We start from the raw sequence: 22636 nt of genomic DNA on the forward strand, positions 1-22636 counted from the left end.
AAGGTACCGATCCGGCCTGAACGGCACGGCCGCACAGGAAGATCGCGCACAATACATCCGTGTTCGGTGCGTACTCGTTCAATGACAATCAGGCAGACTCCGCGGACGGCGATCCGGGACCCGACCCCCGCCCGGTGCCGGGCAACCTGCCGGCGGAACCTGCGAGCTTCATCGGCCGGGAGCGTGAACTCCGGCTGCTCGGCGACCTGTTGCGCGAGCGAAGACTGATCACCCTCACCGGGGCGGGCGGCGTCGGCAAGTCACGGCTCGCCCTGCGGGCCGTCGCCGCCGCCCGCGGGACGCGGCCCGACGGGGTCTGGTGGACGGAGCTGTCACCGCTGCGCGATCCGAGCCTGCTCACCGCCACCGTCGCCCACACGCTGGGCCTCGCCGACCACTCCCCGCGCCCTCCCGACGAGGAGTTGTGCGCGTGGATGGCCGACAAGAAGCTCCTCCTGGTGCTGGACACCTGCGAGCACCTGGTGCCCGCCTGCCGCCACCTGGTCGGTGAACTCCTGCAGTCCGCCCCCGGACTGACGGTCCTGGTCACCTCCCGCGAGCCCCTCGACATGCCGACCGAGGAGGTCGTCGAGGTCCGGCCGCTGCCCTGTGAGGGACCCGACAGCGACGCCCTCGCCCTCTTCCGGGCCCGCGCGCTGGCGGCGGCGCCACGGGCGGCGGCCGTCTTCACCGACCCCGACCGGGCCGCACTGGCCGCCGAGGTGTGCCGGCGCCTGGACGGCATCCCGCTCGCGCTGGAACTCGCGGGCGCCCGGCTGCGGTTGTGGACGCTGGAGCACATGGCCGAGCGGATCGGCGAACGTTTCGAGGTGCTGTCGGACACCCGGGCCTCCCTGCCGCGCCGGCACCGGACGATGCGCACCACCATCGGCTGGAGCCACGAACTGTGCGAACCGCTGGAGCGGTTGCTGTGGGCCCGGCTCTCCGTCTTCACGGGGGACTTCGACATCGCCGCGGCCCGCGCGGTCTGTTCGGGCGGCCCGCTGCCCGCCGCCCGCGTGGAGCGCGTGCTGGCGGGCCTGGCCGCCAAGTCCGTGGTGCTGCGCACCGAGGAACGCGGCGCCGGGGCCCGGTACCGGATGCTGGACACGATCCGCGAGTACGGGCAGGACTGGCTGGACGAGCTCGGCGAGGTGGGGATCGTCACCGACCGGCACGCCCACTGGTACGCGGCCTTCTCCCAAGCCGCCGACCTGGGCTGGATGGGCCCGGGGCAGGTGGACTGGTACCGAAGGATCACCGCCGAGCACGCGCAGCTGCGTACCGCCCTGGAACACCTGCTCACCGCCGACCCGACGGCCGCGCTGGAGATGGCCGGGGCACTGTGGTTCTACTGGTTCGCGTGCGGGCACGTGCACGAGGGCCGCGGCTTCCTGGAACGGGCCCTGCGGGCCGCTCCGCGCACGGGGAGCGCGCACAACCAGGCCGTATGGGCCCTCGGGCTCACCGCACTGCTCCAGGGCGACATGGAGGCGGGACAGCAGCTCGGCGACTTGTGTGCGCGGGACGCCGCCCGGCTCGCGGACCCGGAGCGGGAGCTGCGCGCGGCCTACTTGCACGCGGTCTCGGTCCTCATGCCCGGCGACCCCGTACGGGCCCTGCGGCTCGCCGGCCCACGGGCCCGGGCCGGTCACGGCGGGCGGCCCAGCGGCGCCGGCTGGCTCCTGTGCAAGCTGGCCACCGGCTACGCCCTGTGCGACCTGCGGCGGTTCGAGGAGGCGACCGAGGAGGCGCGGTCCCTGCGGGAGGCCTGCGTGGAGCTGGGCGAGCGCTGGCTGCGGGCGTACGCGGACTACATCCTGGCGGTGGCCGCGCTGGGCCTGGGGGACCACGGGGAGGCCGCCCGGCACGTACGGTCCATGCTCTCCGGGAAACGGCTGCTCGGCGACCGCTTCGGCATCGCGCTGGGCCTGGACCTGCTGGCCGCCGCGGTGGCCGGACTGGGCGACGGGGAGCTGGCGGCTCGGCTGCTGGGCACCGGGCACGCCTGGTGGCGCACGGTGGGCCGGCCGCAGATGGGCGGTTCGCCCTCGCTGACCGCCCTGCGGGACCAGGGCGAGCAGCAGGCCCGCGCGACGATCGGGGACACCGCGTACGAGAGGGCGTTCCTGGGCGGCGCGGCTGCGCCCACCGGCTGATGCACGGCCGGTGGGCCCGGTGATCGGCCTGGGTCCTGGGCTCCCGTCAGTACGGGAGGGGTCTGCCCGACGGTGTGCGCAGGTCCAGGTCTCGGGGGGCGGGCTTCGGGACGGGCTTACGGATCAGCTGCTGGCGCATGCTGCCTCCTCGCTCAGACCAGTGCCGGGCGGCGGGGTTCCACCGTGCGGCTGTCGGGGAGCAGTTCACCGGTGTCGTCGAACATCACGACTCCGTTGCACAGCAGGCTCCAGCCCTGTTCCGGGTGAGAGGCCACAATGCGGGCGGCGTCGTGATCGGCGCTGTCGGCGGTAGGGCAGGGTGGCTGGTGGGAGCACATGGCGCACCTCCTCGCGAAGTGGGGCGGGAGCGCCGGTGGTCACCCGGTCGAATCCGCGATCCACGGTGGCGGTGAGTATTACTGATCGCCGCCCCCGGACGGAACCCATATTCGCCGTCCAGTTCAGGGTGTGTATGCCCGATTACCATGCGCTCATGCCCGCTATCCGGATCGTTCACCGCACGTCTTTTTCACCGGTCGAGGCGTGGCCGAAGCTCACGGACTGGGAGCGCCACGGCGCACAGGTCCCGCTCACCCGGACGATCATCGAGACGGCTCCGCCGACGCACGCCGGAACGATCTTCACGGCCCGCACGGGCGTGAGCAGGATCACGTTCGACGACCGCATGGAGGTCGTCGTCTGGCGACCCCCCACGGAGGGGTTGCCGGGATTGGTCCGGCTGGAGAAGCGCGGACGGTCGGTGACGGGCTGGGCGGAGATCGAGATCCGCCCCCTGCCCGCGGGCGGCTCGGAGGTCCACTGGCGCGAGGAACTGCGGCTGCGCGGCCTCCCCCGCGCCCTGGACCCAGTGGTCGCGGCCGCGGGCCGGTTCCTCTTCGGCCGGGCCCTCGCCCGGCTGCTGCGGCCCTGAGCCCGCGGGCTAGGGTGCCGTGATCACCGCGCCGGTGATCACCAGCGACCGAGGAGATCCCCGTGGCCACTCCGCCACAGCCCCAGCACCGGCCCCAGCAGGGCGCCGGCCCGTACAACCCCTACACCGCGCCCGTCCCGCCGCAGAGCGGTCCGCCCGGCCCGCGGTACGCCGCGCCGCAGCCGTACGGCGCGTACGGCACGCACCCCGAGCCCGGCCGGTACGGCTGCCGGCTGTGCGGGGCCTGGCCGGCCGCGCACGCGACCGTACGCGGCCACCAGGGCATGATCGTGCTGATGCGGTTCCTGAGCCTGCGCGGGCCCTTCTGCCGTGACTGCGGGCTCGCCACGTACCGCCGGATGTCCTCGGACACCCTGTGGCAGGGCTGGTGGGGGCCGCTGTCCCTGTTCATCACGCCCGTGACCCTGCTGATGAACCTCGGCCCCCGGGCGGCCTTCCGCAGGCTCGCTCCCCCGGCGGGCGGTCACCGGCCCGCGCTCGACCCGGGCAGGCCGCTGTGGCGCCGGGCCCCGGCCCTGCTCATGATGGCGCCGGTGCTGCTCGTCCTGCTGGCCGTCCCGGCCCTCGTCCTGCTCGGCATGCTGGTCGGCGACACGAAGCTGACCACGGGCCAGTGCGTGCGCAACGAGGGCAGCTGGACCGACCAGGACCTGCGGGTCGAGTCCTGCGCCTCGCCCCGCGCCGAGTTCCGCGTCACCGGTCCGCCCTGCGCCGCGGGCGACTACATCGCCGACCGCGAGTACGGGCGGGAGGAGTTCACCATGCTCTGCCTCACTCCACTGGGCCGGGCGCAGGGTGCGGCCACCGCACCCGGCACCCCGCCCTCCACGGACTAGCGGATCGGCATACCGGAGATCGTGCGGGCGATCACGAGGCGCTGGATCTCGCTGGTCCCCTCGAAGATCGTGTAGATGGCGCTGTCCCGGTGCATGCGCTCCACCGGGTACTCGCGGGTGAAGCCGTTGCCGCCGAGGATCTGGACCGCCTGGGCAGTGACCTTCTTGGCGACCTCGCTGGCGAAGAGCTTCGACATCGAGCCCTCCGCCGATTCGAACGGCCGGCCCGCGACGGCCATCCAGGACGCCCGCCACACCAGCAGCCGGGCCGCGTCGATCTGGGTCCGCATGTCGGCGAGCTGGAAGGCCACGCCCTGGTTGTCGATGATCGGGCGGCCGAACTGGGTGCGGGTCTTCGCGTAGTCGAGGGCGACCTCGTACGCCGCGCGCGCCGTGCCGACGGCCATCGCGCCGACCGCGGGCCGGGAGGCCTCGAAGGTGGCCATCGCCGCGTTCTTCACCCGCTCGCCCCCGCCGCTGCGCGCCCGCTCGTGGGCCCGCGCGAGGCGCTCGTCCAGCTTCTCCTTGCCGCCGAGCAGGCAGGAGCCGGGGATCCGTACGTCCTCCAGCACCACCTCGGCGGTGTGGGAGGCGCGGATGCCGTGCTTCTTGAACTTCTGACCCTGGGACAGTCCGGGGGTGTTCGGCGGGACGATGAAGGAGGCGTGCCCCTTGGTCCCCAGTTCGGGATCGACGACCGCGACCACGATGTGCACGTTGGCGATGCCGCCGTTGGTCGCCCAGGTCTTGGTGCCGTTGAGCACCCACTCGTCCTTGGCCCGGTCGTAGACCGCGCGGGTGCGCATCGAGCCGACGTCGGAGCCCGCGTCCGGCTCGGAGGAACAGAAGGCGGCGACCTTCACGTCGTCCGGGGTCCCGTACATCTGCGGGATCCAGGTGCCGATCTGCTCCTCGGTGCCGTTGGCGACGACGCCGATGGCCGCGAGCCCCGTACCGACGATGGACAGCGCGATGCCCGCGTCGCCCCAGAAGAGCTCCTCCATCGCCATCGGGATGCCGAGGCCGGTGGGGTCGAAGAACTGCTGGGCGTAGAAGTCCAGCGAGTAGATTCCGACCTTGGCGGCCTCCTGGATGACGGGCCAGGGAGTCTCTTCGCGCTCGTCCCATTCCGCGGCGGCGGGTCGCATCACGTCGGCGGCGAAGCCGTGGATCCAGTCCCGTACCTGCTTCTGGTCGTCGTTCAGCTCCATGGTGAACTCCGCCATGTCCCCTCCACCTGTCTGTACTCGTCCCTGCGGCGGTTACTAGCGGTAACCTACGCGAAGAGCACAGTCTGTTACTGGCGAGTAAGCACTGTCAAGCACCGTCGGCACCGGCCACGACGCCGGACGGGGTGACCGCCGATTCGATCGACAGGGTGTACCGGGTGTTACGTTGCGTGGGCGTCACGCACATCGCAAGGGCGGGGAGAGAAACACGTCATGGAGACCACTCAGCGGGCCGGCGAGCCGGGAGCGGCCGAACGCCGCCGGCGGGAGCTGCTCGAAGCCGCCGACCGGGTCGTGCTCAGGGACGGCCCCAAGGCCTCCATGAACGCGATCGCGGCGGAGGCCGGCATCACCAAACCCATCCTCTACCGGCACTTCGGGGACAAGGCGGGCCTCTACCAGGCCCTCGCCGTCCGGCACACCGACGCCCTGCTCGACTCCCTGCGGGCCGCGCTCGACGCGCCCGCGGAGCGGCGCCGCCGGGTGGAGGCGACCCTCGACACCTACCTCGCCGCCATCGAGGCCCGTCCGCAGGTCTACCGCTTCCTCATGCACCCGGCCGAGGACTCCCACAGCGCCGAACGCGGCTTCGACGTCGGGCTGCACTCGGCCCCGCTGCTGCGCAGGCTCGGCGAGGAGCTGGCCGAGGTGATCGGCGAACGGGTGGACCTCGGCCCGGGCGGCGACCGGCTCGCCCGGATCTGGGGCCACGGCATCGTCGGCATGATGCACGCGGCCGGCGACTGGTGGCTGGGCGAACGCCCCTGCGACCGCGCGGCACTGGTCACGGGCCTGACCGACCTGCTCTGGGGCCGCCTGGCCACCGCCGGCAACCGCCACGACGGCCCGGGCTTCTAGCCCCCGCCGGGGCCATCTTCAGCCTCGCCGGGCCCCCGGCCCCGCCGGCCGATCCAGCCTCGGCCGGGGCCACACCCAGCCTCGCCGGCGTTTGAGGCGCGGGGTCTGGGGCGGCGCCCCGGGAATCCGGCTCCGCCGGGCACCGGGCTCCGCCCGGACCCTCCCCCAGCTACCGCTGGGAGGTGCCGCCTGCTCAAACGCCGGCGAGGCTGAAATACGGCCCCGGCCGAGGGGGAGACGGGCTAGCCGCGCAGCGCCTCGGCCCCCCAGGGGGTCTTCCGGATGGCCCGCCGCAGGCGACGGGCGCGCAGGCCCGTCACGCGCTCCGCGTACACGGTCCCGTCGAGGTGGTCGCACTCATGCTGAAGGCACCGCGCGAAGAAACCGGTGCCCGAGATCCGGACCGCCGCACCGTCCGAGGTGAACCCCTCCACCACCGCGTGGTCGTGGCGGACCGTCCCCGCCTCCAGCCCCGGCAGGGACAGGCACCCCTCCGGCCCCAGGAACTCGTCCCCGTCGGCCGTCACCAGCCGCGGGTTGACGATGTGCCCGACGTGGCGGACGTCCTCGTCGTCGGGGCAGTCGTAGACGAAGACCCGCTGCCCGACCCCGATCTGGTTCGCGGCGAGCCCGACGCCCTCGGCGGCGTACATCGTCGCGAACATGTCCTCGATGAGCCGGTCGAGATCCGGGCCGAATTCGGTGACTTCCGCGCACGCGGAGTGGAGCACCGGATCACCCAGCAGGCTCATGGTGCGGACGAGGCCGGTGGTACCGGGGATGGGGCGCTGTCGCATGGCCGTAAGCCTACGACGGGCGACTATATGAGGAGATCCGCGGCGGGGCGGGGGCGCCGCGGTCAAGGCCCGGGCCGGTACTGGATAGGCTGGGGCCGACCGACGCAAGGAGGACAAGGGACGATGGCAGGCAACACGGAGCCGCTTTCGCCGCGGGCCAAGCTGGCCGTGACGGCGGGCAAGGCCGCGGCGGCGGTGTCGCGGGCCGCGGGACGCGGAAGCGGATCGGTGATCGGTGGCAAGGTCGCACTCAGGCTCGACCCCGATCTTCTCGGCGCGCTGGCGCAACATCTCGATGTCGTCCTCGTCTCCGCGACGAACGGCAAGACCACGACGACCCGGCTGATCGCGGAGGCCCTGCGGGCCAGCGGTCCGGTCGTCTCCAACGCCCTCGGCGCCAACATGCCCGCCGGCATCACCTCGGCGCTGGCCGGCGGTTCGGACGCCAAGTACGGCGTCATCGAGGTCGACGAGAAGTACCTGGCCGGGGTGGCCCGGGACGTCACCCCGAAGGTGATCGCCCTGCTCAACCTCTCCCGCGACCAGCTGGACCGCGCCGCCGAGACCCGCATGCTCGCGGAGAAGTGGCGCGAGGGCCTCCAGGGCTCCAAGGCGGTCATCGTCGCCAACTGCGACGACCCGCTGATCGTGTGGTCCGCCTCCTCCTCCCAGAACGTGGTGTGGGTCGCGGCCGGCCAGGAGTGGAAGGACGACGCCTGGTCGTGCCCCTCCTGCGGCGGCGTCATGCAGCGCCCGGGCGACGACTGGTTCTGCGGCGAGTGCGGCTTCCGGCGCCCGACCCCGACCTGGGTGCTCTCCGGCGATCACGTCCTGGACCCGCACGGCAGTGCCTGGCCGATCCACCTCCAGCTGCCGGGCCGCGCCAACAAGGCCAACGCCGCCACCTCCGCCGCCGTGGCCGCCGTCTTCGGCGTCCCGCCGCAGGTCGCGCTGGAGCGGATGTACCAGGTGCAGGCCGTCGCCGGCCGCTACGACGTGGTGCACTTCCAGGGCCGTGAGCTGCGGCTGCTGCTCGCGAAGAACCCGGCGGGCTGGCTCGAAACGTTTTCGCTGATCGATCCCCCGCCGACCCCGGTGATCCTCTCGGTGAACGCGCGCGGCGCCGACGGCACCGACACCTCCTGGCTGTGGGACGTGGACTACCCGCGGCTGCTCGGTCACCCGATCTTCGTCATCGGTGACCGCAAGCTGGACCTCGCGGTCCGCCTCGAGGTCGCGGGCCTGGACTTCCGGGTGTGCGAGACCCTCGACGAGGCCGTGCAGCTCGCGCCGCCCGGACAGATCGAGCTGATCGCCAACTACACCGCCTTCCAGGACGTGCGCCGCCGCGTCGGCAACTAGTACCCATAAGGACAAGAGCATGAGCGACAACAGCCTGCGTCTGGTGTGGGTCTACCCCGACCTGCTGAGCACGTACGGAGACCAGGGCAACGCCCTGGTGGTGGAGCGCCGGGCGCGCCAGCGCGGCCTGGACGTGCAGCGCGTGGACGTGCGCAGCGACCAGCCCATCCCCACCTCGGGCGACATCTACCTGATCGGCGGCGGCGAGGACCGGCCGCAGCGCCTCGCCGCGGAGCGACTGCTGCGCGACGGCGGTCTGGAGCGCGCCGTCTCGAACGGGGCGATCGTCTTCTCCGTCTGCGCCGGGTACCAGATCCTCGGCAAGGAGTTCGTCAACGACCAGGGCCAGCGCCAGGAGGGCCTCGGCCTGCTGGACGTGGTCACCGTGCGCGGTGAGGGCGAGCGGTGCGTCGGCGACGTCCTCGCCGACATCGACCCGCGCCTGAACCTGCCGCAGCTGACGGGCTTCGAGAACCACCAGGGCGTGACCCACCTCGGCCCGACGGCCAGGCCGTTCGCCCGGGTGAGCATGGGCCGCGGCAACGGCACCGGTGACGGCACCGAAGGCGCGTACAACGACACGGTGTTCGGCACGTACATGCACGGCCCCGTGATGGCCCGCAACCCGCAGATCGCGGACCTGCTGCTGAAGCTGGCCCTCGACGTGAACGCGCTGCCGGCCATAGACGACCGGTGGTACGAGGCGCTGCGCGCGGAGCGCATCGCCGCCGCGACGCAGCCCGCGTAGCGCCCGGCGGACCGCTCATCGGGGCGGCCCCGTCATCATGTGTTCGGCCCGGTTTTCCCTAGGGGGAACCGGGCCGACGTGGTTTCGCACGACGAGTGGGACCAGCATGTGGAGGATGGTTCAGTCCACCGCTCCACCGCTTGTAGGGTGGCCGTAGTTCCAACCGGACGACGTGGTCCGGTCGCCGGCCCACGTTGCAAAGGTCCGTTCCTGCCATGCGCATAGGTGTGCTCACTTCCGGTGGCGACTGCCCCGGTCTCAACGCCGTCATCCGTTCCGTCGTGCACCGCGCCGTCGTCGACCACGGCGACGAGGTGATCGGCTTCCACGACGGCTGGAAGGGCCTTCTGGAGGCGGACTACCGCAAGCTCGACCTCGACGCCGTCGGCGGCATCCTCGCCCGCGGCGGCACCATCCTCGGCTCGTCCCGGGTCCAGCCGGCGCACCTGCGCGACGGTGTGGAGCGCGCCCGCGGCCATGTCGCGGACCTGGGCCTCGACGCGATCATCCCGATCGGCGGCGAGGGCACCCTGAAGGCCGCGAACCTCCTCGCGCAGGCCGGTCTGCCCATCGTCGGGGTCCCGAAGACCATCGACAACGACATCGCCTCCACCGACGTCACCTTCGGCTTCGACACCGCCGTCGGGGTGGCCACCGAGGCGCTGGACCGGCTGAAGACCACCGCCGAGTCCCACCAGCGCGTGATGGTCGTGGAGGTCATGGGCCGCCACACCGGCTGGATCGCCCTCCACTCGGGCATGGCGGCCGGCGCGCACGCCATCGTCGTACCGGAGCGCCCCTTCGACATAGAGCAGCTGACGGAGATCGTCGGCGAGCGCTTCTCCGCGGGCAAGCGGTTCGCGATCGTCGTGGTCGCCGAGGGCGCCAAGCCGAAGCCGGGCTCGATGGACTTCGAGGAGGGCGGCACCGACATGTACGGGCACGAGCGGTTCGCCGGCATCGGCAACCGGCTCGCCGTGGAACTGGAGCACCGCCTGGGCAAGGAGGCCCGGCCGGTGATCCTGGGCCACGTCCAGCGCGGCGGCACGCCCACCGCGTACGACCGGGTCCTCGCCACCCGCTTCGGCTGGCACGCCGTGGAGGCCGCGCACCGCGGTGAGTTCGGCATGCTGACCGCGCTGCGCGGCACGGACATCGTGATGGTGCCGCTCTCCGAGGCGACGTCGACCCTCAAGACGGTCCCCGCCGAGCGGTACGACGAGGCGCAGACGGTTCTCTGACATCCCTTTTGTGCGCCCCTTCTATCGTGGGCCGCCCCCGCGCGCAAGAGCGTGCGGGGGCGGCACTACTGTGGTGGGGCACCACGGTCAAGGGAGTGAACAGATGGATCACAGCGGGCACGGCATGGACATGAACATGGACCTGCCGCCGTTCACTCTCGGGCGTGGTCTGGAGTTCTCGTTCGACGCCTTCTTCCTGTTCGGCTCGCTGATCGCGCTCGCCCTGTACGGAGGGGCCGTGCTGCGGCTGCGCCGGCGCGGGGACTCCTGGCCGCCGGGCCGGACCATCGCCTTCGCCGTGGGCGTGCTGACCGTGCTCCTCGTGATGTGCACCAAGCTGAACGACTACGGCATGGTCATGTTCAGCGTGCACATGGTCCAGCACATGGTGATCAGCATGGTCACCCCGATCCTGGTGCTGCTGGGCGCTCCGGTGACGCTGGCGCTGCGTGCGCTGCCGCCCGCCGCCCGCGGTCACAAGGGGCCGCGCGAGCTGCTGCTGATGCTCCTGCACAGCCGGTACATGAAGGTGATCACCCACCCGGCCTTCACGATCCCGATGTTCATCGCGAGCCTGTACGCCCTGTACTTCACGCCGCTCTTCGACTTCCTGATGGAGAGCCGCACCGGGCACGTCGCGATGATGCTCCACTTCCTCGCCGTCGGCCTGATCTTCTTCTGGCCGATCATGGGCATCGACCCGGGGCCGCACCGGCCGGGCTACGTGATGCGGATGCTGGAGCTGTTCGCGGGCATGCCCTTCCACGCCTTCTTCGGCATCGCCCTGATGATGGCGAGCCAGCCGATGATCAAGACGTACGCGAACCCGCCGGCGTCGCTCGGCATCGACCCGCTGCTCGACCAGCAGTGGGGCGGCGGCATCGCCTGGGCCTTCAGCGAGATTCCCTCGGTGCTGGTCCTGATCGCCCTCGTGTACCAGTGGTATCACTCCGAGCAGCGGGCCGCACGGCGGTCCGACCGGGCCGAGGAGCGCAACGGCGACAAGGAGCTGGAGGCATACAACTCGTATCTCGCCTCGCTCCAAGCGCGTGGCCAGTAGCGCGATCCCGCCTCGGGGCGCCACCATGGGGCATGACCGGATCCGTTAAGGCGATGGCAGTCATGACCTTCGCCGCACTGGTGGCCGTGGCCGCGTACTCCGTGGCCCTCGGCAGCAACGGCTGGCTCTGGTTCGGCTGGGTCGTGCTGGGACTGCTGACCGCCGGGATGGCCGCCACACGCAATGTCTGAGCAATGCCACGTCCGACCCCTGCAGCCCGCGGCTCACCGTCCGTAAAATGGCGGTGACAACGGGATATCGACAGGAGCGGCCTGGTGTTCTACCACTTGCTCAAGCACGTGTTGCTCGGTCCCCTGCTGCGGCTGCTGTTCAGACCGCGGATCGAGGGCCTGGAGAACATCCCGGCGGAGGGGGCCGCGATCGTCGCGGGCAATCACCTGTCGTTCTCGGACCATTTCCTGATGCCGGCGATCCTCAGGCGGAGGATCACTTTCCTCGCCAAGGCCGAGTACTTCACGGGCCCCGGGGTCAAGGGCCGGCTCACCGCCGCCTTCTTCCGCAGCGCCGGGCAGATCCCCGTGGACCGCTCGGGGAAGAACGCCGGACAGGCGGCCCTGCGCGAGGGCCTGGGCGTACTGGCCAAGGACGAGCTGCTGGGCATCTATCCGGAGGGGACGCGCTCGCACGACGGCCGGCTCTACAAGGGCAAGGTGGGGGTCGCCGCGATGGCCCTGGGCGCCGGGGTGCCCGTCGTGCCCTGCGCGATGGTGGGCACTTTCGAGATCCAGCCGCCCGGGAAGAAGATCCCGAAGATCCGGCGGGTGACCATCCGCTTCGGCGAGCCGCTGGACTTCGCCCGATACGCCGGAATGGAGGGTGAGCGGGCCGTCCTGCGGGCGGTCACCGACGAGATCATGTACGCGATCCTCGGGCTGTCCGGCCAGGAGTACGTCGACCGGTACGCGGCCGAGGTCAAGGCCGAGGAGGAGGAACAGCGGAAGAAGGCCCGGCGCACCGCGCGCTGAGCCTTCTCCCGCTCGTCCCGGGCGGTCCCGCCCGTCCTTAACGGACGGCGGGGAGCTCCTCCGGCGCCGGGAAGACCGAGGACTCGGCCGGGGCGTCGGAGGACAGGGACTTCGCCGCGGCCGGGGCCGGGGCCACCGGGGTGGCGTGCGGGGCGCAGGTCACGTCCTTGGCGTCGACCTTGCCGGTGAGCAGGTAGCTGTCCACCCGGGTGTTGATGCAGGGGTTCAGCAGGCTGGTGACACCGTGCGAGCCCGCGCTCTTCTCGGTGATCAGACGCGAGCCGGCAAGGCGGCGGTGCAGCTCGACCGCGCCCTTGTACGGCGTGGCCGCGTCCCGCTCGGACTGGACGATCAGCACGGGGGGCAGGCCGTGCTTGGCGCCGACGGCGATCGGAGTGCTCTGCTTGGCCTTCCAGGTCGCGCAGGGCAGGTTCATCCACGCGTTGGACCAGGTCAGGAACGGGTACTTCTCGTGCAGCTTGGTGTTGTCCCGGTCCCACTTGGACCAGCTGGTGGGCCACTTCGCATCGGCGCACTCGACGGCGGTGTAGACGGCGTTGCCGTTCTCGGACGACGCGTTGCCCTTGGTGTCCGACATGTCCGGGGCGATGGCGTCGATGAGCGCCTGCTCGTCACCGGCCGCCCAGGCCGCGAAGGTCTGGGCGACGGGCACCCAGGAGGAGTCGTAGTACGGGGCGCCCTGGAAGAAGCCGATGAGCTCGGCCGGGCCGACGATCCCGCCGAGCGGCTTGGCCTTGGCCTTGGCGCGCAGCTCCTGCCACTTGGCCTCGACCTCGGCGCGGGTGGCACCGAGGTGGAAGACGGCGTCGTTCTTGGCGACCCAGTCCTGCCAGTCGTTCCAGCGCATCTGGAAGGCGACGTCCTGGCCGAGGTTGGCCTCGTACCAGATGTTGTCCTGCGACGGGTCCACCACGCTGTCGACGATCATGCGGCGCACATGGGTCGGGAAGAGGGTCGCGTAGACCCCGCCCAGGTAGGTGCCGTAGGAGACGCCGAGGTAGTTCAGCTTCTTCTCGCCGAGGCCGGCCCGGATCACGTCGAGGTCGCGCGCGGTGTTCGGTGTGGTCATGTGCGGCAGCATCTCGCCGCTGCGCTCCTTGCAGCCGTCCGCGTACTCGGCGGCGAGCTTGCGCTGGGCGCGCTTGTCGGCCTCGCTGTCCGGGACCGGGTCGGCCTTGGGGGCCTTCACGAACTCCTGCGGGTCGATGCAGGAGATGGGCGCGGAGTGGCCGACGCCGCGCGGGTCGAATCCCACGAAGTCGTAGGCCTTGGAGGCGTTGACCCACAGCGGGCTCTTGGTGGTGACGCGGCGCGGGAAGCGCATGCCGGAACCGCCGGGGCCGCCGGGGTTGTAGACGAGGGCGCCCTGGCGCTCCTCCTTGGTCCCCGTGCTGCCGATGCGGTCGACGGCGATGTCGATGGTCTTGCCGAACGGCTTCGCGTAGTCGAGCGGGACCTTCACCCAGCCGCACTGGATGGGCTTCTCGAAGCCCCAGTCCGCCGGGCAGTCCTTCCAGTCGATCCCGGCGCGGGCGGCACGGGCGGCGGCGATCTGCGCGCCCAGCGCCTCGGGCAGCCTGCCGTCGCTGCCGGCGGAGGCCGCCGCGGCGGGCGGGGCCAGCAGCAGGCTCGCCGCAAGTGTGCCGGTGATCAATGTGGCGGCGCTCGCCAGCGCCGCGTTGCGTATCACGTGGTTGTTCCCCCTGCGTCAGATGCCGCCGTGGGCGGCCTGGTTGGTCGGGTTCGGTCGTCGGCGTGCAGGGGGATCCTGTCGTCTGACCCCGACCCGGCGACAGGGCCGGATCGACTTCTTTGCCAACCCGATAACCGGCGAGGTGTGTACCGCTGAGCGGTGCCTGTTGCGTCCCGCTTTCACCGTCCCCCTCAGCGGCCGTAGGTACGGCAGGCCGCGTCGAGCAGCTCGCGCACCCGCAGGGCGTCCGGGGCCAGTGCCGTCACCAGAACGGCCGGACCGGCCAGCGGAGTCACCACCGCGAACTCCCCCAGGACGGCCGCCGCGGGCGGACTACCGGCGAAGGCCGGTTCCACCACCAGGAGTTGGCCGAGCGCCCGGTGCCCGGCCAGGCCGGCCGGACCGTCCCAGCCGCCGGGCGCTCCGGGTCCGCAGGCCAGCTCCTGGTCCAGCAGCGCAGTGCCTGCGCGCTCGACTGCGAGGCGGCTGCGCAGCAGGCCGGGCGCCTCCCCGGTCCGGCCCAGTACCTGCTCCTCGCGCAGCACCAGGCGTGCGGTGGGGGCCATGCGGACCCGGGTGCGCACCCGGAGGTCGCTGCCGCGCACCGAGACCAGCGGTTCGGGGAGCCAGCGCACCGACGCCCCGTCCTCCAGGGTGAGGTGCACGTCGTACCGCGCGGGTTCGCCGGACCGGCCGGGCAGCGCCAGGGTGGCCGCCGCCGAGGCGAGGGCGAGGTGCGCCCCGGGTCCGGCGGTGGCCTCGACGGTGAGGTGGTCCCCGCCGAGCGGGGCGCTCATCGCGCCGACCAGCATGACCCCGGCCTCGGCCGCCGACGACGAGCGGGTCCGGCGCAGCGCGAGCGGTCCCTCCCCTGCCAGCAGTGGCAGGGCGGTGCCGCCCCGCCCGTCGGCCGCGGCGCGGATGCGGGCGGTGGCCCGCAGGCCCGCCGGCGGCGTGGCGGGTGCCTGCGCGCGGTCCGTGGTGGCTGCGCCGCTCATCGCGGGGACCAGGCGGCGATCCGCTCGCGCACCCAGGCGGCCACCGGTCCGACCCCTTCGGGGCCGCGCAGCGACTGGAAGGCGACGGGCAGCTCGCCGCGCTGTGCGGCGGCGTCGCGGGCCATCCGGTCGAGGTCGGAGCCGACGTGCGGCGCGAGGTCGGTCTTGTTGACGACGAGGAGGTCGGCGGTGGTGACGCCGGGGCCGCCCTTGCGGGGGATGTCGTCCCCGCCGGCCACGTCGATGACGAAGATCTGGGCGTCGACGAGTCCGCGGGAGAAGGTGGCGGTGAGGTTGTCCCCACCGGACTCGACGAGGATCAGGTCCAGTCGGCCGTGCTCCCGGAAGGCGTCCTCCAGCTCCTCCACGGCCTCCAGGTTGGCGGAGATGTCGTCGCGGATGGCGGTGTGCGGGCAGGCCCCGGTCTCGACGGCGGTGATCCGCTCGGACGGCAGGACGGCCTCGCGGAGCAGGAACTCGGCGTCCTCGCGGGTGTAGATGTCGTTGGTGACGACGGCCATGGACAGCTCGGAGCGCAACGCGCGGCACAGGGCGGCGACGGTGGCGGTCTTGCCGGAGCCGACGGGGCCGCCGAGTCCGATGCGCAGGGCCCGCCGGGTGCCGTCGGGCCGGAGCGGATCGGCGCTGTGGGTGTGCCGGTGGGGGTAGGTCACCGCGTGGTCGAGGTGCATGGGGGGTGTCTCCTTCAGGGTTCAGGAAGCGAAGAGCCGTACCGGCCAGTCGGCATGAACCTCCGCCGAGATGTCCAGCAGCGGCGAGGAGGCCGCGGGCAGGGCCTGCGGGCCCTGCGAGCGGGCCCGCAGCGCGGCCCGCTCCGCCCGGGCCGCGACGGCGTCGAGCTCGGGGGCGAGCCGGGCCAGTACCCCGCTCGCCTCGAAGGGGTCCAGGCCCAGCAGCCGCACGGTCGCGGTGGCGGGCCCGCCGACGCTCTCGTACGCCGCCACGTGCGCGGCGTCCCCCGGGCCGAGCCCGGCCGCCCGGGCGGTCACGCCGAGGACCACGGGCTGGTGGGCCCCGCGTGGGAACGCCGCCGCCAGGGCCTCCAGTTCGGCCCCGGGCCAGGTGGCCCGGGCAGCCCGCAGCAGCTGCCGCCCCAGCCGCCGGGCCGCGGTGCGCAGCGCGAGCGAGGGGGTCCGGGCGTCGGCGGCGGCGTCCAGTACGGCCGGGTCGAGCCCGAGAGCGGCGGCCGCGGCGAGCGCGGCGGCGGTGAGGCCGGCGGTGTGCAGCCGGCCCCGGCAGAAGTCCTCCAGGGTGGCGGCATCGTGGATCCGGCCCGCCTTGCAGGCGGCCTCGGCCCCGCCGGAGTGGGCGTGGCCCCCGGCGGGGAACCGGCCGTCGGCGAGGACGAGCAGCGCGGCGCGGCTCATCAGGGACCTCTTCTCAGAACAGGAAGTAGCGCTGGGCCATGGGCAGTTCCGTGGCGGGCGCCGGTTCCACGGCCTCTCCGTCGATGGTGACCGTGAAGGTGTCGGCGTCGACCTCGACCCTGGGCATGGCATCGTTGTTACGCATGTCGGCCTTGCCCACCTTGCGGGTGCTCTCGATGGCCACGAACTGCTTTCCGAGCCCGAGCCGTTCGGGCAGCCCGTCGTCGAGCGCGGCCTGGGCGGTGAAGTTCAGGGAGTTGAGGCCGGGCGCCCGGCCGTGGCTGCCGAACATCGGCCGGGGCAGGACGGGCTGCGGGGTGGGGATGGAGGCGTTGGCGTCGCCCATCTGCGCGTAGGCGATCTGGCCCCCCTTGATGACGAGTTCGGGCTTGACCCCGAAGAACGCCGGGTTCCAGAGCACCAGGTCGGCGAGTTTCCCGGTCTCGACCGAGCCGATCTCGCGGGCGAGTCCCTGGGCCACGGCGGGGTTGATCGTGTACTTGGCCACATAGCGGCGGGCGCGGTGGTTGTCGGCGGGTCCGTCGCCGGGGAGGAAGCCGCGGCGCTTCTTCATCACGTGGGCGGTCTGCCAGGTGCGCAGCACGACCTCGCCGACCCGGCCCATGGCCTGGGAGTCGGAGGAGATGATGGAGATGGCCCCGAGGTCGTGGAGGACGTCCTCGGCGGCGATGGTCGAGGGCCGGATCCTCGATTCGGCGAAGGCGAGGTCCTCGGGGACGGCCGGGTTGAGGTGGTGGCAGACCATCAGCATGTCGAGGTGTTCCTCGACGGTGTTGACGGTGTGCGGCCGGGTGGGGTTCGTGGAGCTGGGCAGTATGTTGGGCTCGGAGACCACGGTGATGATGTCGGGTGCGTGCCCGCCGCCGGCGCCCTCGGTGTGGTACGAGTGGATGGTCCGCCCGGCGATGGCCGCGAGGGTGTCCGCGACGAATCCGGCCTCGTTGAGGGTGTCGGTGTGGATGGCGACCTGGGCGCCGGTCTCCTCGCACACCCCGAGGCAGGCGTCGATGACGGCAGGGGTGGCCCCCCAGTCCTCATGGATCTTGAATCCGAGGGCGCCGCCGCGCAGTTGGGAGTACATGCCCTCGCGGGACATGGTGTTGCCCTTGCCGAGCAGGCCGATGTTGACCGGGTAGGCCTCCAGGGCGGCGAACATCCGGGCCAGGTGCCAGGGCCCGGGGGTGACGGTGGTGGCCTTCGTTCCCTCGGCCGGTCCGGTGCCCCCGCCGACGAGGGTGGTGATCCCGGAGGCGAGCGCCTCCTCGATGATCGTCGGGGAGATGAAGTGCACGTGGGCGTCTATGGCACCGGCGGTGAGGATCTTCCCGTTGCCGGCGATGATCTCGGTCTCCGGACCGATGACCAGGGCGGGCTCCACCCCGTCCATGGTGTCGGGGTTGCCGGCCTTGCCGATGCCGCAGATCCGGCCGTCGCGGATGCCGAGGTCGGCCTTGACGATGCCCCAGTGGTCGAGGACGACGACACCGGTGATCACGGTGTCGGGGGCGCCCTCGGCGCGGGTGGTGCGGGCCTGCCCCATGGATTCGCGGATCACCTTGCCGCCGCCGAACACGGCCTCGTCGCCGGCCCGCCCGGGGCCGCCGCTGAGGTCCCGCTCGATCTGGACGAAGAGGTCGGTGTCGGCGAGCCGGATCCGGTCACCTGCCGTCGGCCCGAAGAGGTCGGCGTACACCTGGCGGGACAGCTCAGCCATCGAGCGGCCCTCCGGTCTCGCCACGGAGCCCCGGTACGGTGCGCAGCCCGCCCAGGGGTACGAGTTCCACCGCGACCGGGATGCCCGGCTCGAAGCGGACGGCCGTACCGGCGGCGATGTTGAGCCGGAGCCCGCGGGCGGCGGGGCGGTCGAAGTCGAGACCGGGGTTGGCCTCGGCGAAGTGGTAGTGGGAACCGACCTGGACCGGCCGGTCGGCGGCGTTGAGCACGGTGAGGCGGGTGACGGGACGGCCCTCGTTGAGGAGCACCGGGCCGTCCCCGTAGGCGATTTCGCCGGGGATCATGCGGGGGTACTCCGTTTCAGACGATCGGATCGTGGACCGTGACGAGCTTGGTGCCGTCCGGGAAGGTCGCTTCGACCTGGACGTCGTGGATCATCTCGGGGATGCCCTCCATGACGTCCTCGCGGGTCAGGACGGTGCGGCCCGAGGCCATCAGCTCGGCCACCGTCCGGCCGTCGCGGGCCCCCTCCAGAAGGTGCGACGTGATCAGCGCGATCGCCTCCGGATGGTTGAGGCGGACCCCGCGCGCCCTCCGCTTCTCGGCCACGTCGGCGGCCACGTGGATGAGCAGTCTCTCCTGCTCGTGCGGTGTCAGTTGCACGCGTATCACCAAGCTTCCGGGACAAGATCAACTATGGGCGGGGCGACCCTACCGGCCTTCAACACTTTGTTGACCTGCACATATCCGAACCAAGCGAGTCTTTCCCAACGCGGGAAAAGGCTTTCCACCCCGACCACCACCGCTTTACCGGATCATGGATGATCATTGGCGGTCGAACGTGGCGCCACGCTAAGCCCTGAGCTTTTCCACTGCGTTAACCCACGTTTCGGGCAGGTACCCGGTTCAACTCCGGCGCCCCGCGCACCCGATTCCGTATACGGCTCCGCAAACGGATCCCCCATCGAGGAGACAGATGTTCGTCAACCCCGTCCGGCACATCACCTTCGACGCCCTGGACCCCTACCGGATCGCCGAGTTCTGGTCCGCGGTGACCGGCTTCCCGGTCCACCCCGACGACGTGGAGGGGGACGACGAGGTCCTGCTGGAGTCCGGGCAGCCCGGCGTGCCGGGACTGCTGTTCATCCGGGTCCCGGACACCAAGGCGGTCAAGAACCGGGTCCACTTGGACATCCAGCCGCCCACCGGCACCCGGGACGAGACCGTCGAGCGCCTGATCGGGCTCGGCGCGAAGCTCGTGGACGACCGCCGCGACGCGGACGGCGTCGCGGGCTGGGTCGTCCTCGCCGACCCCGAGGGCAACGAGCTGTGCATCGAGCGCAGCGCGGTCGAACGCGGCCTCGTCTAGGCCGTCTCTTCCGGATCTTGCCGGGCCCGCGGCGCCCGGCACCGCACCTCGCTGCGTTGTCGGGCCCGCCCCAGTACGTCCAGTACAAGGACGACCCTCCGCCTTGCGATGTACGGCACCGGACGCCGCGGGCTCGGCCGACAAGTTCCGAAAGAGACGGCCCAGGCCGCCTCTTTCGGAACTTGCCGGAATCCGGCAGGTCAGCAGCCGGTGACACTGCCCGCCGGGGCCACGACGCTCCAGGGCAGCGCGATCCACACCGTCTTGCCGCCGTCCTCGGTCGGGGTGACCGAGAGCCGGCCGCCCGCCTCCGCCGTCAGCCAGCGGATGATGACCATGCCCCGGCCGTTGTCCTGCTGGACGGCGGCCGGGAGCCGCTTGGGCCAGCGGGGGTGGCTGTCGGTCACCCCGACGCGCAACCACTCCTGGCGTTCCAGCCGGACGTCGACGGTGAAGGTCGGCGACTGGCCGAAAGTGTGCTGTACGGCGTTGGTGGCGAGCTCCGAGACGATCAGCCGGACGCTGTCGGCGGTGTCGGCGTCATCGGGGAGTCCCCATTCGCTCAGCACCTCCGCGACATAACGTCGGGCAGCGGCGACCGAGGCGGGATCGCTCGGCAGAGTGACGGATGCTTCCTGGTGATCTGCCATGGCGACGGTCCCTTTCCCACCGGGGCGAAAAGCCCCGGATCTGTGCTGGACGCCAGAGTGCCACCCATCCTGCCGTCACATCTGCCTTTCCCCCAAGATATGCATATATCTGTCCCTCGATGCGGTGAACTCTGCTACGGAAGAGCGTATTTGGACGGCAGACTGGTGCGAGCTGTGCCGGTGGAAGGAGGCGGGTGTGCAGCACGGTCCCGCGGTGCGCCGACGCAAGCTCGGCGAGGAACTGCGTGCCCTGCGCGACCGGTCCGGACTCACCAGTGGTGAGGCGGCCCGGATCGTAGGGTGGCACCAGTCGAAAATCAGCCGTATCGAGACGGGGCGGAGCGGCGTAAAACCGGAGGACATCCGGCTGCTCCTCGACGCCTACGGGGAGATCGTCGGCCCGCAGCAGCGCGCACTGCTGGAGGCGCTGTCGGCCTCGGCGGCCGGCCCCGGTCCGGCGGGCGACACCGGCCGCCGCCGCCAGTGGTGGCACGACTACCGGGGGCTGCTGCCGCAGGAGTACCGGGACTTCATCAGCCTGGAGGCGGGGGCCCGTTCGGCCCGTACCGTGGAGCTGTCCGTGGTCCCGGGGCTGCTGCAGACACCCGGTTACGCACGGGCCGTGACCCGGGCCGCGCTGGGCGGGCTGCCGGAGCCGAAGGTGGACGCGCTGGTCGAGGTACGGCTGGCCCGGCAGTCGGTGCTGCGGGCCGATCCCCCGCTGGAGCTGAGCGCCGTACTGGACGAGGCGGTGCTGCGCCGGCAGATCGGCGGGCCGGGGGTGATGGCCGAGCAGTTGCGGCACTTGGCGGAGGTGTCCCGACTGCCCCAAGTACGCCTGCAGGTACTTCCGTTCAGCGTCGGCGGGCATCTCGGCCTGACCGGACCGTTCGTCATTTTTTCATTTCCGGACATCGCCGATCTGGATGTGGTGGTACTCGACCATTTGACGAGTAGCCTCTATCTGGAGCGGAAGGAAGACCTTGAGGCGTACGGCGCCGCGTTCCGCACCATCCAGGCGCACGCCCTCCCGCCCCAGGACTCGTCGGATCTCATCAGCTCACTCGCTGACGACGCGTAAGGAGGCACCCCCGTGTCCGCAACCCCCTTATCCAGCAGCGGACTTCCGACCAGCGTGCGGTGGCGGCGGAGCAGCCGCAGCACCGGAATGAACAACTGCGTGGAAACGGCCGCCCTTCGCGGCGGCCTGCTGGCCGTCCGTGACTCCAAGCGGACGGACGGCCCGGCCGTGCTCTTCACCGGGCCGGCCTGGGACGGATTCCTCGCCTCCGTACGGGTGGAGGCGCAGGCCTAGCACCCGCCCCGGCAGCGCCCGGGACCGGGCCGAACGACCTACCGGCCCCGGCCCTGCACAGCTCCGGCGGGCGCCGTCGCCAGGATCGTCCCGACCGCCCGATCGATCTCGTCCCCCGTGAGATCGGCGCGGGCGGTCAGCCGCAGCCGGGAGATGCCGTCCGGCACCGACGGCGGGCGGAAGCACCCCACGGACAGACCTGCCTCGCGGCAGTCGGCGGCCCAGCGCAGTGCCGCCGACGCCGACGGGGCCCGCACCGACACCACGGCCGCGTCCGGCCGGGCCGCGGTCAGGCCGGACGCGGTGAGTCGCCCGTACAGCTGGGCGGCCACCTCGCGGGCCCGGCCCGCACGCTCCGGTTCCCGCTGGAGCAGGCGCAGGCTCGCCAGCGCCGCACCCGCGGCGGCCGGGGCCAGCCCGGTGTCGAAGATGAAGGTGCGCGCGGTGTTGACCAGGTGCCGGATCACCCTGGCCGGGCCGAGCACGGCTCCGCCCTGGCTGCCGAGGGACTTCGAGAGGGTCAGGGTGGCGACCACGTACGGCGCGCCCGCGAGCCCGGCCGCCTGCAGTGCGCCGCGGCCGCCCTCCCCCAGTACGCCCAGCCCGTGGGCATCGTCGACGACCAGGGCGGCGCCCTCGTCCCGGCAGGCGGCGGCGTACCCGGCGAGCGGCGCCGCGTCCCCGTCCACGGAGAACACCGAATCGCTGACCAGCAGCGCCCGGCCCTCGTGCGCGGCCAGCGACTTGCGGGCGGCGTCCGGGTCGGCGTGCGGGACGACGGCCGTCTCGGCGCGCGAGAGCCGGCAGCCGTCGACGATCGAGGCGTGGTTCCCCGCGTCGGAGACGACCAGCGTGCCCCAGTCGCTCAGCGCCGTGACGGCCGCGAGGTTGGCCGCGTACCCGGAGGAGAGGACGACCGCGGCCTCGAACCCGCAGAAGGCGGCGAGCTCCCGCTCCAGCTCCGTGTGGAGCTCGGTCGTCCCCGTGACCAGACGGGAGCCGGTGGCTCCGGCGCCCCAGCACTCGGCGGCCCGCTGCGCCCCGCGGATGGTCTCGGGATGCCGGGACAGGCCGAGGTAGTCGTTGCTCGCGAGGTCCAGCAGCGGCGACACCGGCGGCCTGGGACGCAGGGTGCGGACCAGTCCGGCCTCCTCCCGCGCGCGCTCCGCGGCGTCGATCCAGGCGAAGACATCCACGGGGTCGGGGGTGTGCTGGGGCATCGGCAGGTCCTCGTGTTTTGTCGGCAGTCCACAGACCTGCCCGACCCTAGCTCCCGCGA

General features: G+C 72.0%; 25 protein-coding genes. 13 read left to right on the forward strand and 12 right to left on the reverse strand.

The genetic code is table 11. The features are described 5' to 3' along the window. Positions 1-59 precede the first annotated feature (59 nt). Positions 60-2159 (forward strand): ATP-binding protein, encoded by a 2100-nt coding sequence (locus tag IE257_RS33175; RefSeq protein ID WP_229920804.1) that lies wholly within the window; start codon positions 60-62, stop codon positions 2157-2159. A 152-nt stretch (positions 2160-2311) separates the two neighbouring features. On the opposite strand, the gene IE257_RS33180 is transcribed toward IE257_RS33175, so the two are convergent. Then, entirely contained in the window at positions 2312-2497 is a 186-nt protein-coding gene (locus IE257_RS33180; protein ID WP_030388211.1) for a DUF5999 family protein, read from the reverse strand. 155 nt (positions 2498-2652) lie between these two features. On the opposite strand from IE257_RS33180, the gene IE257_RS33185 reads away from it, so the two are divergent. Continuing rightward, the gene (locus IE257_RS33185; protein ID WP_189973545.1) at positions 2653-3090 is read left to right on the forward strand and encodes an SRPBCC family protein; all 438 of its coding nucleotides are present in this window, start codon (positions 2653-2655) and stop codon (positions 3088-3090) included. A 62-nt stretch (positions 3091-3152) separates the two neighbouring features. Further along, a complete protein-coding gene (locus tag IE257_RS33190; RefSeq protein WP_229920805.1) occupies positions 3153-3947 on the forward strand; it encodes an LppU/SCO3897 family protein in 795 nt (264 codons plus the stop codon). On the opposite strand, the gene IE257_RS33195 is transcribed toward IE257_RS33190, so the two are convergent. Then, positions 3944-5173 (reverse strand): acyl-CoA dehydrogenase family protein, encoded by a 1230-nt coding sequence (locus IE257_RS33195; RefSeq protein ID WP_189973546.1) that lies wholly within the window; start codon positions 5171-5173, stop codon positions 3944-3946. The genes IE257_RS33190 and IE257_RS33195 overlap by 4 nt on opposite strands. A 216-nt stretch (positions 5174-5389) precedes the next feature. Here IE257_RS33195 and IE257_RS33200 point away from each other — a divergent pair, with 216 nt between their 5' ends. Further along, entirely contained in the window at positions 5390-6034 is a 645-nt protein-coding gene (locus IE257_RS33200; protein ID WP_189973547.1) for a TetR/AcrR family transcriptional regulator, read from the forward strand. 242 nt (positions 6035-6276) lie between these two features. Here IE257_RS33200 and def read toward each other — a convergent pair whose 3' ends face one another. Beyond that, positions 6277-6831 carry a peptide deformylase gene (def, locus tag IE257_RS33205; protein ID WP_189973548.1) on the reverse strand — a complete coding sequence of 185 codons (555 nt, stop codon included), beginning with the start codon at positions 6829-6831 and terminating at the stop codon, positions 6277-6279. A gap of 123 nt (positions 6832-6954) precedes the next feature. Here def and IE257_RS33210 point away from each other — a divergent pair, with 123 nt between their 5' ends. The 6 genes from IE257_RS33210 to IE257_RS33235 all read left to right on the forward strand — a co-directional run bounded on the left by IE257_RS33210 (position 6955) and on the right by IE257_RS33235 (position 12228). Continuing rightward, a complete protein-coding gene (locus tag IE257_RS33210; protein ID WP_189973549.1) occupies positions 6955-8193 on the forward strand; it encodes a MurT ligase domain-containing protein in 1239 nt (412 codons plus the stop codon). 19 nt (positions 8194-8212) lie between these two features. Beyond that, positions 8213-8941, forward strand: a complete 729-nt coding sequence (locus tag IE257_RS33215; protein WP_189973550.1) for a type 1 glutamine amidotransferase — start codon at positions 8213-8215, stop codon at positions 8939-8941. A gap of 215 nt (positions 8942-9156) precedes the next feature. After that, the gene (locus tag IE257_RS33220; RefSeq protein WP_189973551.1) at positions 9157-10182 is read left to right on the forward strand and encodes a 6-phosphofructokinase; all 1026 of its coding nucleotides are present in this window, start codon (positions 9157-9159) and stop codon (positions 10180-10182) included. A gap of 103 nt (positions 10183-10285) precedes the next feature. Beyond that, a complete protein-coding gene (locus tag IE257_RS33225; RefSeq protein ID WP_189973552.1) occupies positions 10286-11242 on the forward strand; it encodes a cytochrome c oxidase assembly protein in 957 nt (318 codons plus the stop codon). A 32-nt stretch (positions 11243-11274) separates the two neighbouring features. Further along, a complete protein-coding gene (locus tag IE257_RS33230) occupies positions 11275-11433 on the forward strand; it encodes a hypothetical protein (protein WP_189973553.1) in 159 nt (52 codons plus the stop codon). A gap of 84 nt (positions 11434-11517) precedes the next feature. Then, positions 11518-12228 carry a lysophospholipid acyltransferase family protein gene (locus IE257_RS33235; RefSeq protein WP_189973554.1) on the forward strand — a complete coding sequence of 237 codons (711 nt, stop codon included), beginning with the start codon at positions 11518-11520 and terminating at the stop codon, positions 12226-12228. Between the two features lie 37 nt (positions 12229-12265). Here the strand turns inward: IE257_RS33235 and IE257_RS33240 are convergent, their stop codons facing one another. From IE257_RS33240 to IE257_RS33270, 7 genes are all read right to left on the reverse strand, one after another. Then, the gene (locus IE257_RS33240; protein ID WP_189973555.1) at positions 12266-13939 is read right to left on the reverse strand and encodes an alpha/beta hydrolase; all 1674 of its coding nucleotides are present in this window, start codon (positions 13937-13939) and stop codon (positions 12266-12268) included. A 194-nt stretch (positions 13940-14133) separates the two neighbouring features. Beyond that, positions 14134-14940, reverse strand: a complete 807-nt coding sequence (locus IE257_RS33245; protein ID WP_189973556.1) for an urease accessory protein UreD — start codon at positions 14938-14940, stop codon at positions 14134-14136. Continuing rightward, positions 14937-15632: an urease accessory protein UreG gene (gene ureG, locus IE257_RS33250; protein WP_189973557.1), complete on the reverse strand. Its 696-nt coding sequence runs from the start codon at positions 15630-15632 to the stop codon at positions 14937-14939. The genes IE257_RS33245 and ureG overlap by 4 nt, the downstream gene beginning before the upstream one ends. 21 nt (positions 15633-15653) lie before the next feature. Next, the gene (locus IE257_RS33255; protein WP_189973558.1) at positions 15654-16328 is read right to left on the reverse strand and encodes an urease accessory protein UreF; all 675 of its coding nucleotides are present in this window, start codon (positions 16326-16328) and stop codon (positions 15654-15656) included. Between the two features lie 13 nt (positions 16329-16341). Continuing rightward, a complete protein-coding gene (locus tag IE257_RS33260) occupies positions 16342-18063 on the reverse strand; it encodes an urease subunit alpha (RefSeq protein WP_189973559.1) in 1722 nt (573 codons plus the stop codon). Beyond that, the gene (locus tag IE257_RS33265; protein ID WP_189973560.1) at positions 18056-18367 is read right to left on the reverse strand and encodes an urease subunit beta; all 312 of its coding nucleotides are present in this window, start codon (positions 18365-18367) and stop codon (positions 18056-18058) included. The genes IE257_RS33260 and IE257_RS33265 overlap by 8 nt, the downstream gene beginning before the upstream one ends. Before the next feature lie 16 nt (positions 18368-18383). Further along, positions 18384-18686 (reverse strand): urease subunit gamma, encoded by a 303-nt coding sequence (locus tag IE257_RS33270; protein WP_189973561.1) that lies wholly within the window; start codon positions 18684-18686, stop codon positions 18384-18386. Positions 18687-18999: 313 nt separating this feature from the next. On the opposite strand from IE257_RS33270, the gene IE257_RS33275 reads away from it, so the two are divergent. Beyond that, complete coding sequence (locus IE257_RS33275) at positions 19000-19392, forward strand: VOC family protein (protein WP_189973562.1); 393 nt, start codon at positions 19000-19002, stop codon at positions 19390-19392. 200 nt (positions 19393-19592) lie between these two features. Here the strand turns inward: IE257_RS33275 and IE257_RS33280 are convergent, their stop codons facing one another. Then, a complete protein-coding gene (locus tag IE257_RS33280) occupies positions 19593-20042 on the reverse strand; it encodes an ATP-binding protein (RefSeq protein ID WP_189973563.1) in 450 nt (149 codons plus the stop codon). A 196-nt stretch (positions 20043-20238) separates the two neighbouring features. Between IE257_RS33280 and IE257_RS33285 the strand changes: the two genes are divergently transcribed. Next, positions 20239-21123, forward strand: coding sequence for a helix-turn-helix domain-containing protein (locus IE257_RS33285; protein WP_189973564.1), 885 nt, complete (start codon positions 20239-20241; stop codon positions 21121-21123). Between the two features lie 12 nt (positions 21124-21135). Then, complete coding sequence (locus IE257_RS33290; RefSeq protein ID WP_189973565.1) at positions 21136-21357, forward strand: DUF397 domain-containing protein; 222 nt, start codon at positions 21136-21138, stop codon at positions 21355-21357. A gap of 38 nt (positions 21358-21395) precedes the next feature. Here the strand turns inward: IE257_RS33290 and IE257_RS33295 are convergent, their stop codons facing one another. Continuing rightward, positions 21396-22577 carry an 8-amino-7-oxononanoate synthase gene (locus tag IE257_RS33295; protein ID WP_189973566.1) on the reverse strand — a complete coding sequence of 394 codons (1182 nt, stop codon included), beginning with the start codon at positions 22575-22577 and terminating at the stop codon, positions 21396-21398. Between the last annotated feature and the right edge of the window lie 59 nt (positions 22578-22636).

The organism is Streptomyces avidinii (genome assembly GCF_014650695.1).
Taxonomy (GTDB): domain Bacteria; phylum Actinomycetota; class Actinomycetes; order Streptomycetales; family Streptomycetaceae; genus Streptomyces; species Streptomyces avidinii.

Bases quoted from the DNA above. Each gene is read 5' to 3' on its own strand.
- IE257_RS33180 (WP_030388211.1), bottom strand. From the start codon at position 2,497: ATGTGCTCCCACCAGCCACCCTGCCCTACCGCCGACAGCGCCGATCAC.
- IE257_RS33185 (WP_189973545.1), top strand. From the start codon at position 2,653: ATGCCCGCTATCCGGATCGTTCACCGCACGTCTTTTTCACCGGTCGAG.
- IE257_RS33195 (WP_189973546.1), bottom strand. From the start codon at position 5,173: ATGGCGGAGTTCACCATGGAGCTGAACGACGACCAGAAGCAGGTACGG.
- IE257_RS33200 (WP_189973547.1), top strand. From the start codon at position 5,390: ATGGAGACCACTCAGCGGGCCGGCGAGCCGGGAGCGGCCGAACGCCGC.
- def (WP_189973548.1), bottom strand. From the start codon at position 6,831: ATGCGACAGCGCCCCATCCCCGGTACCACCGGCCTCGTCCGCACCATG.
- IE257_RS33210 (WP_189973549.1), top strand. From the start codon at position 6,955: ATGGCAGGCAACACGGAGCCGCTTTCGCCGCGGGCCAAGCTGGCCGTG.
- IE257_RS33215 (WP_189973550.1), top strand. From the start codon at position 8,213: ATGAGCGACAACAGCCTGCGTCTGGTGTGGGTCTACCCCGACCTGCTG.
- IE257_RS33220 (WP_189973551.1), top strand. From the start codon at position 9,157: ATGCGCATAGGTGTGCTCACTTCCGGTGGCGACTGCCCCGGTCTCAAC.
- IE257_RS33225 (WP_189973552.1), top strand. From the start codon at position 10,286: ATGGATCACAGCGGGCACGGCATGGACATGAACATGGACCTGCCGCCG.
- IE257_RS33230 (WP_189973553.1), top strand. From the start codon at position 11,275: ATGACCGGATCCGTTAAGGCGATGGCAGTCATGACCTTCGCCGCACTG.
- IE257_RS33245 (WP_189973556.1), bottom strand. From the start codon at position 14,940: ATGAGCGGCGCAGCCACCACGGACCGCGCGCAGGCACCCGCCACGCCG.
- ureG (WP_189973557.1), bottom strand. From the start codon at position 15,632: ATGCACCTCGACCACGCGGTGACCTACCCCCACCGGCACACCCACAGC.
- IE257_RS33255 (WP_189973558.1), bottom strand. From the start codon at position 16,328: ATGAGCCGCGCCGCGCTGCTCGTCCTCGCCGACGGCCGGTTCCCCGCC.
- IE257_RS33260 (WP_189973559.1), bottom strand. From the start codon at position 18,063: ATGGCTGAGCTGTCCCGCCAGGTGTACGCCGACCTCTTCGGGCCGACG.
- IE257_RS33265 (WP_189973560.1), bottom strand. From the start codon at position 18,367: ATGATCCCCGGCGAAATCGCCTACGGGGACGGCCCGGTGCTCCTCAAC.
- IE257_RS33275 (WP_189973562.1), top strand. From the start codon at position 19,000: ATGTTCGTCAACCCCGTCCGGCACATCACCTTCGACGCCCTGGACCCC.
- IE257_RS33280 (WP_189973563.1), bottom strand. From the start codon at position 20,042: ATGGCAGATCACCAGGAAGCATCCGTCACTCTGCCGAGCGATCCCGCC.
- IE257_RS33295 (WP_189973566.1), bottom strand. From the start codon at position 22,577: ATGCCCCAGCACACCCCCGACCCCGTGGATGTCTTCGCCTGGATCGAC.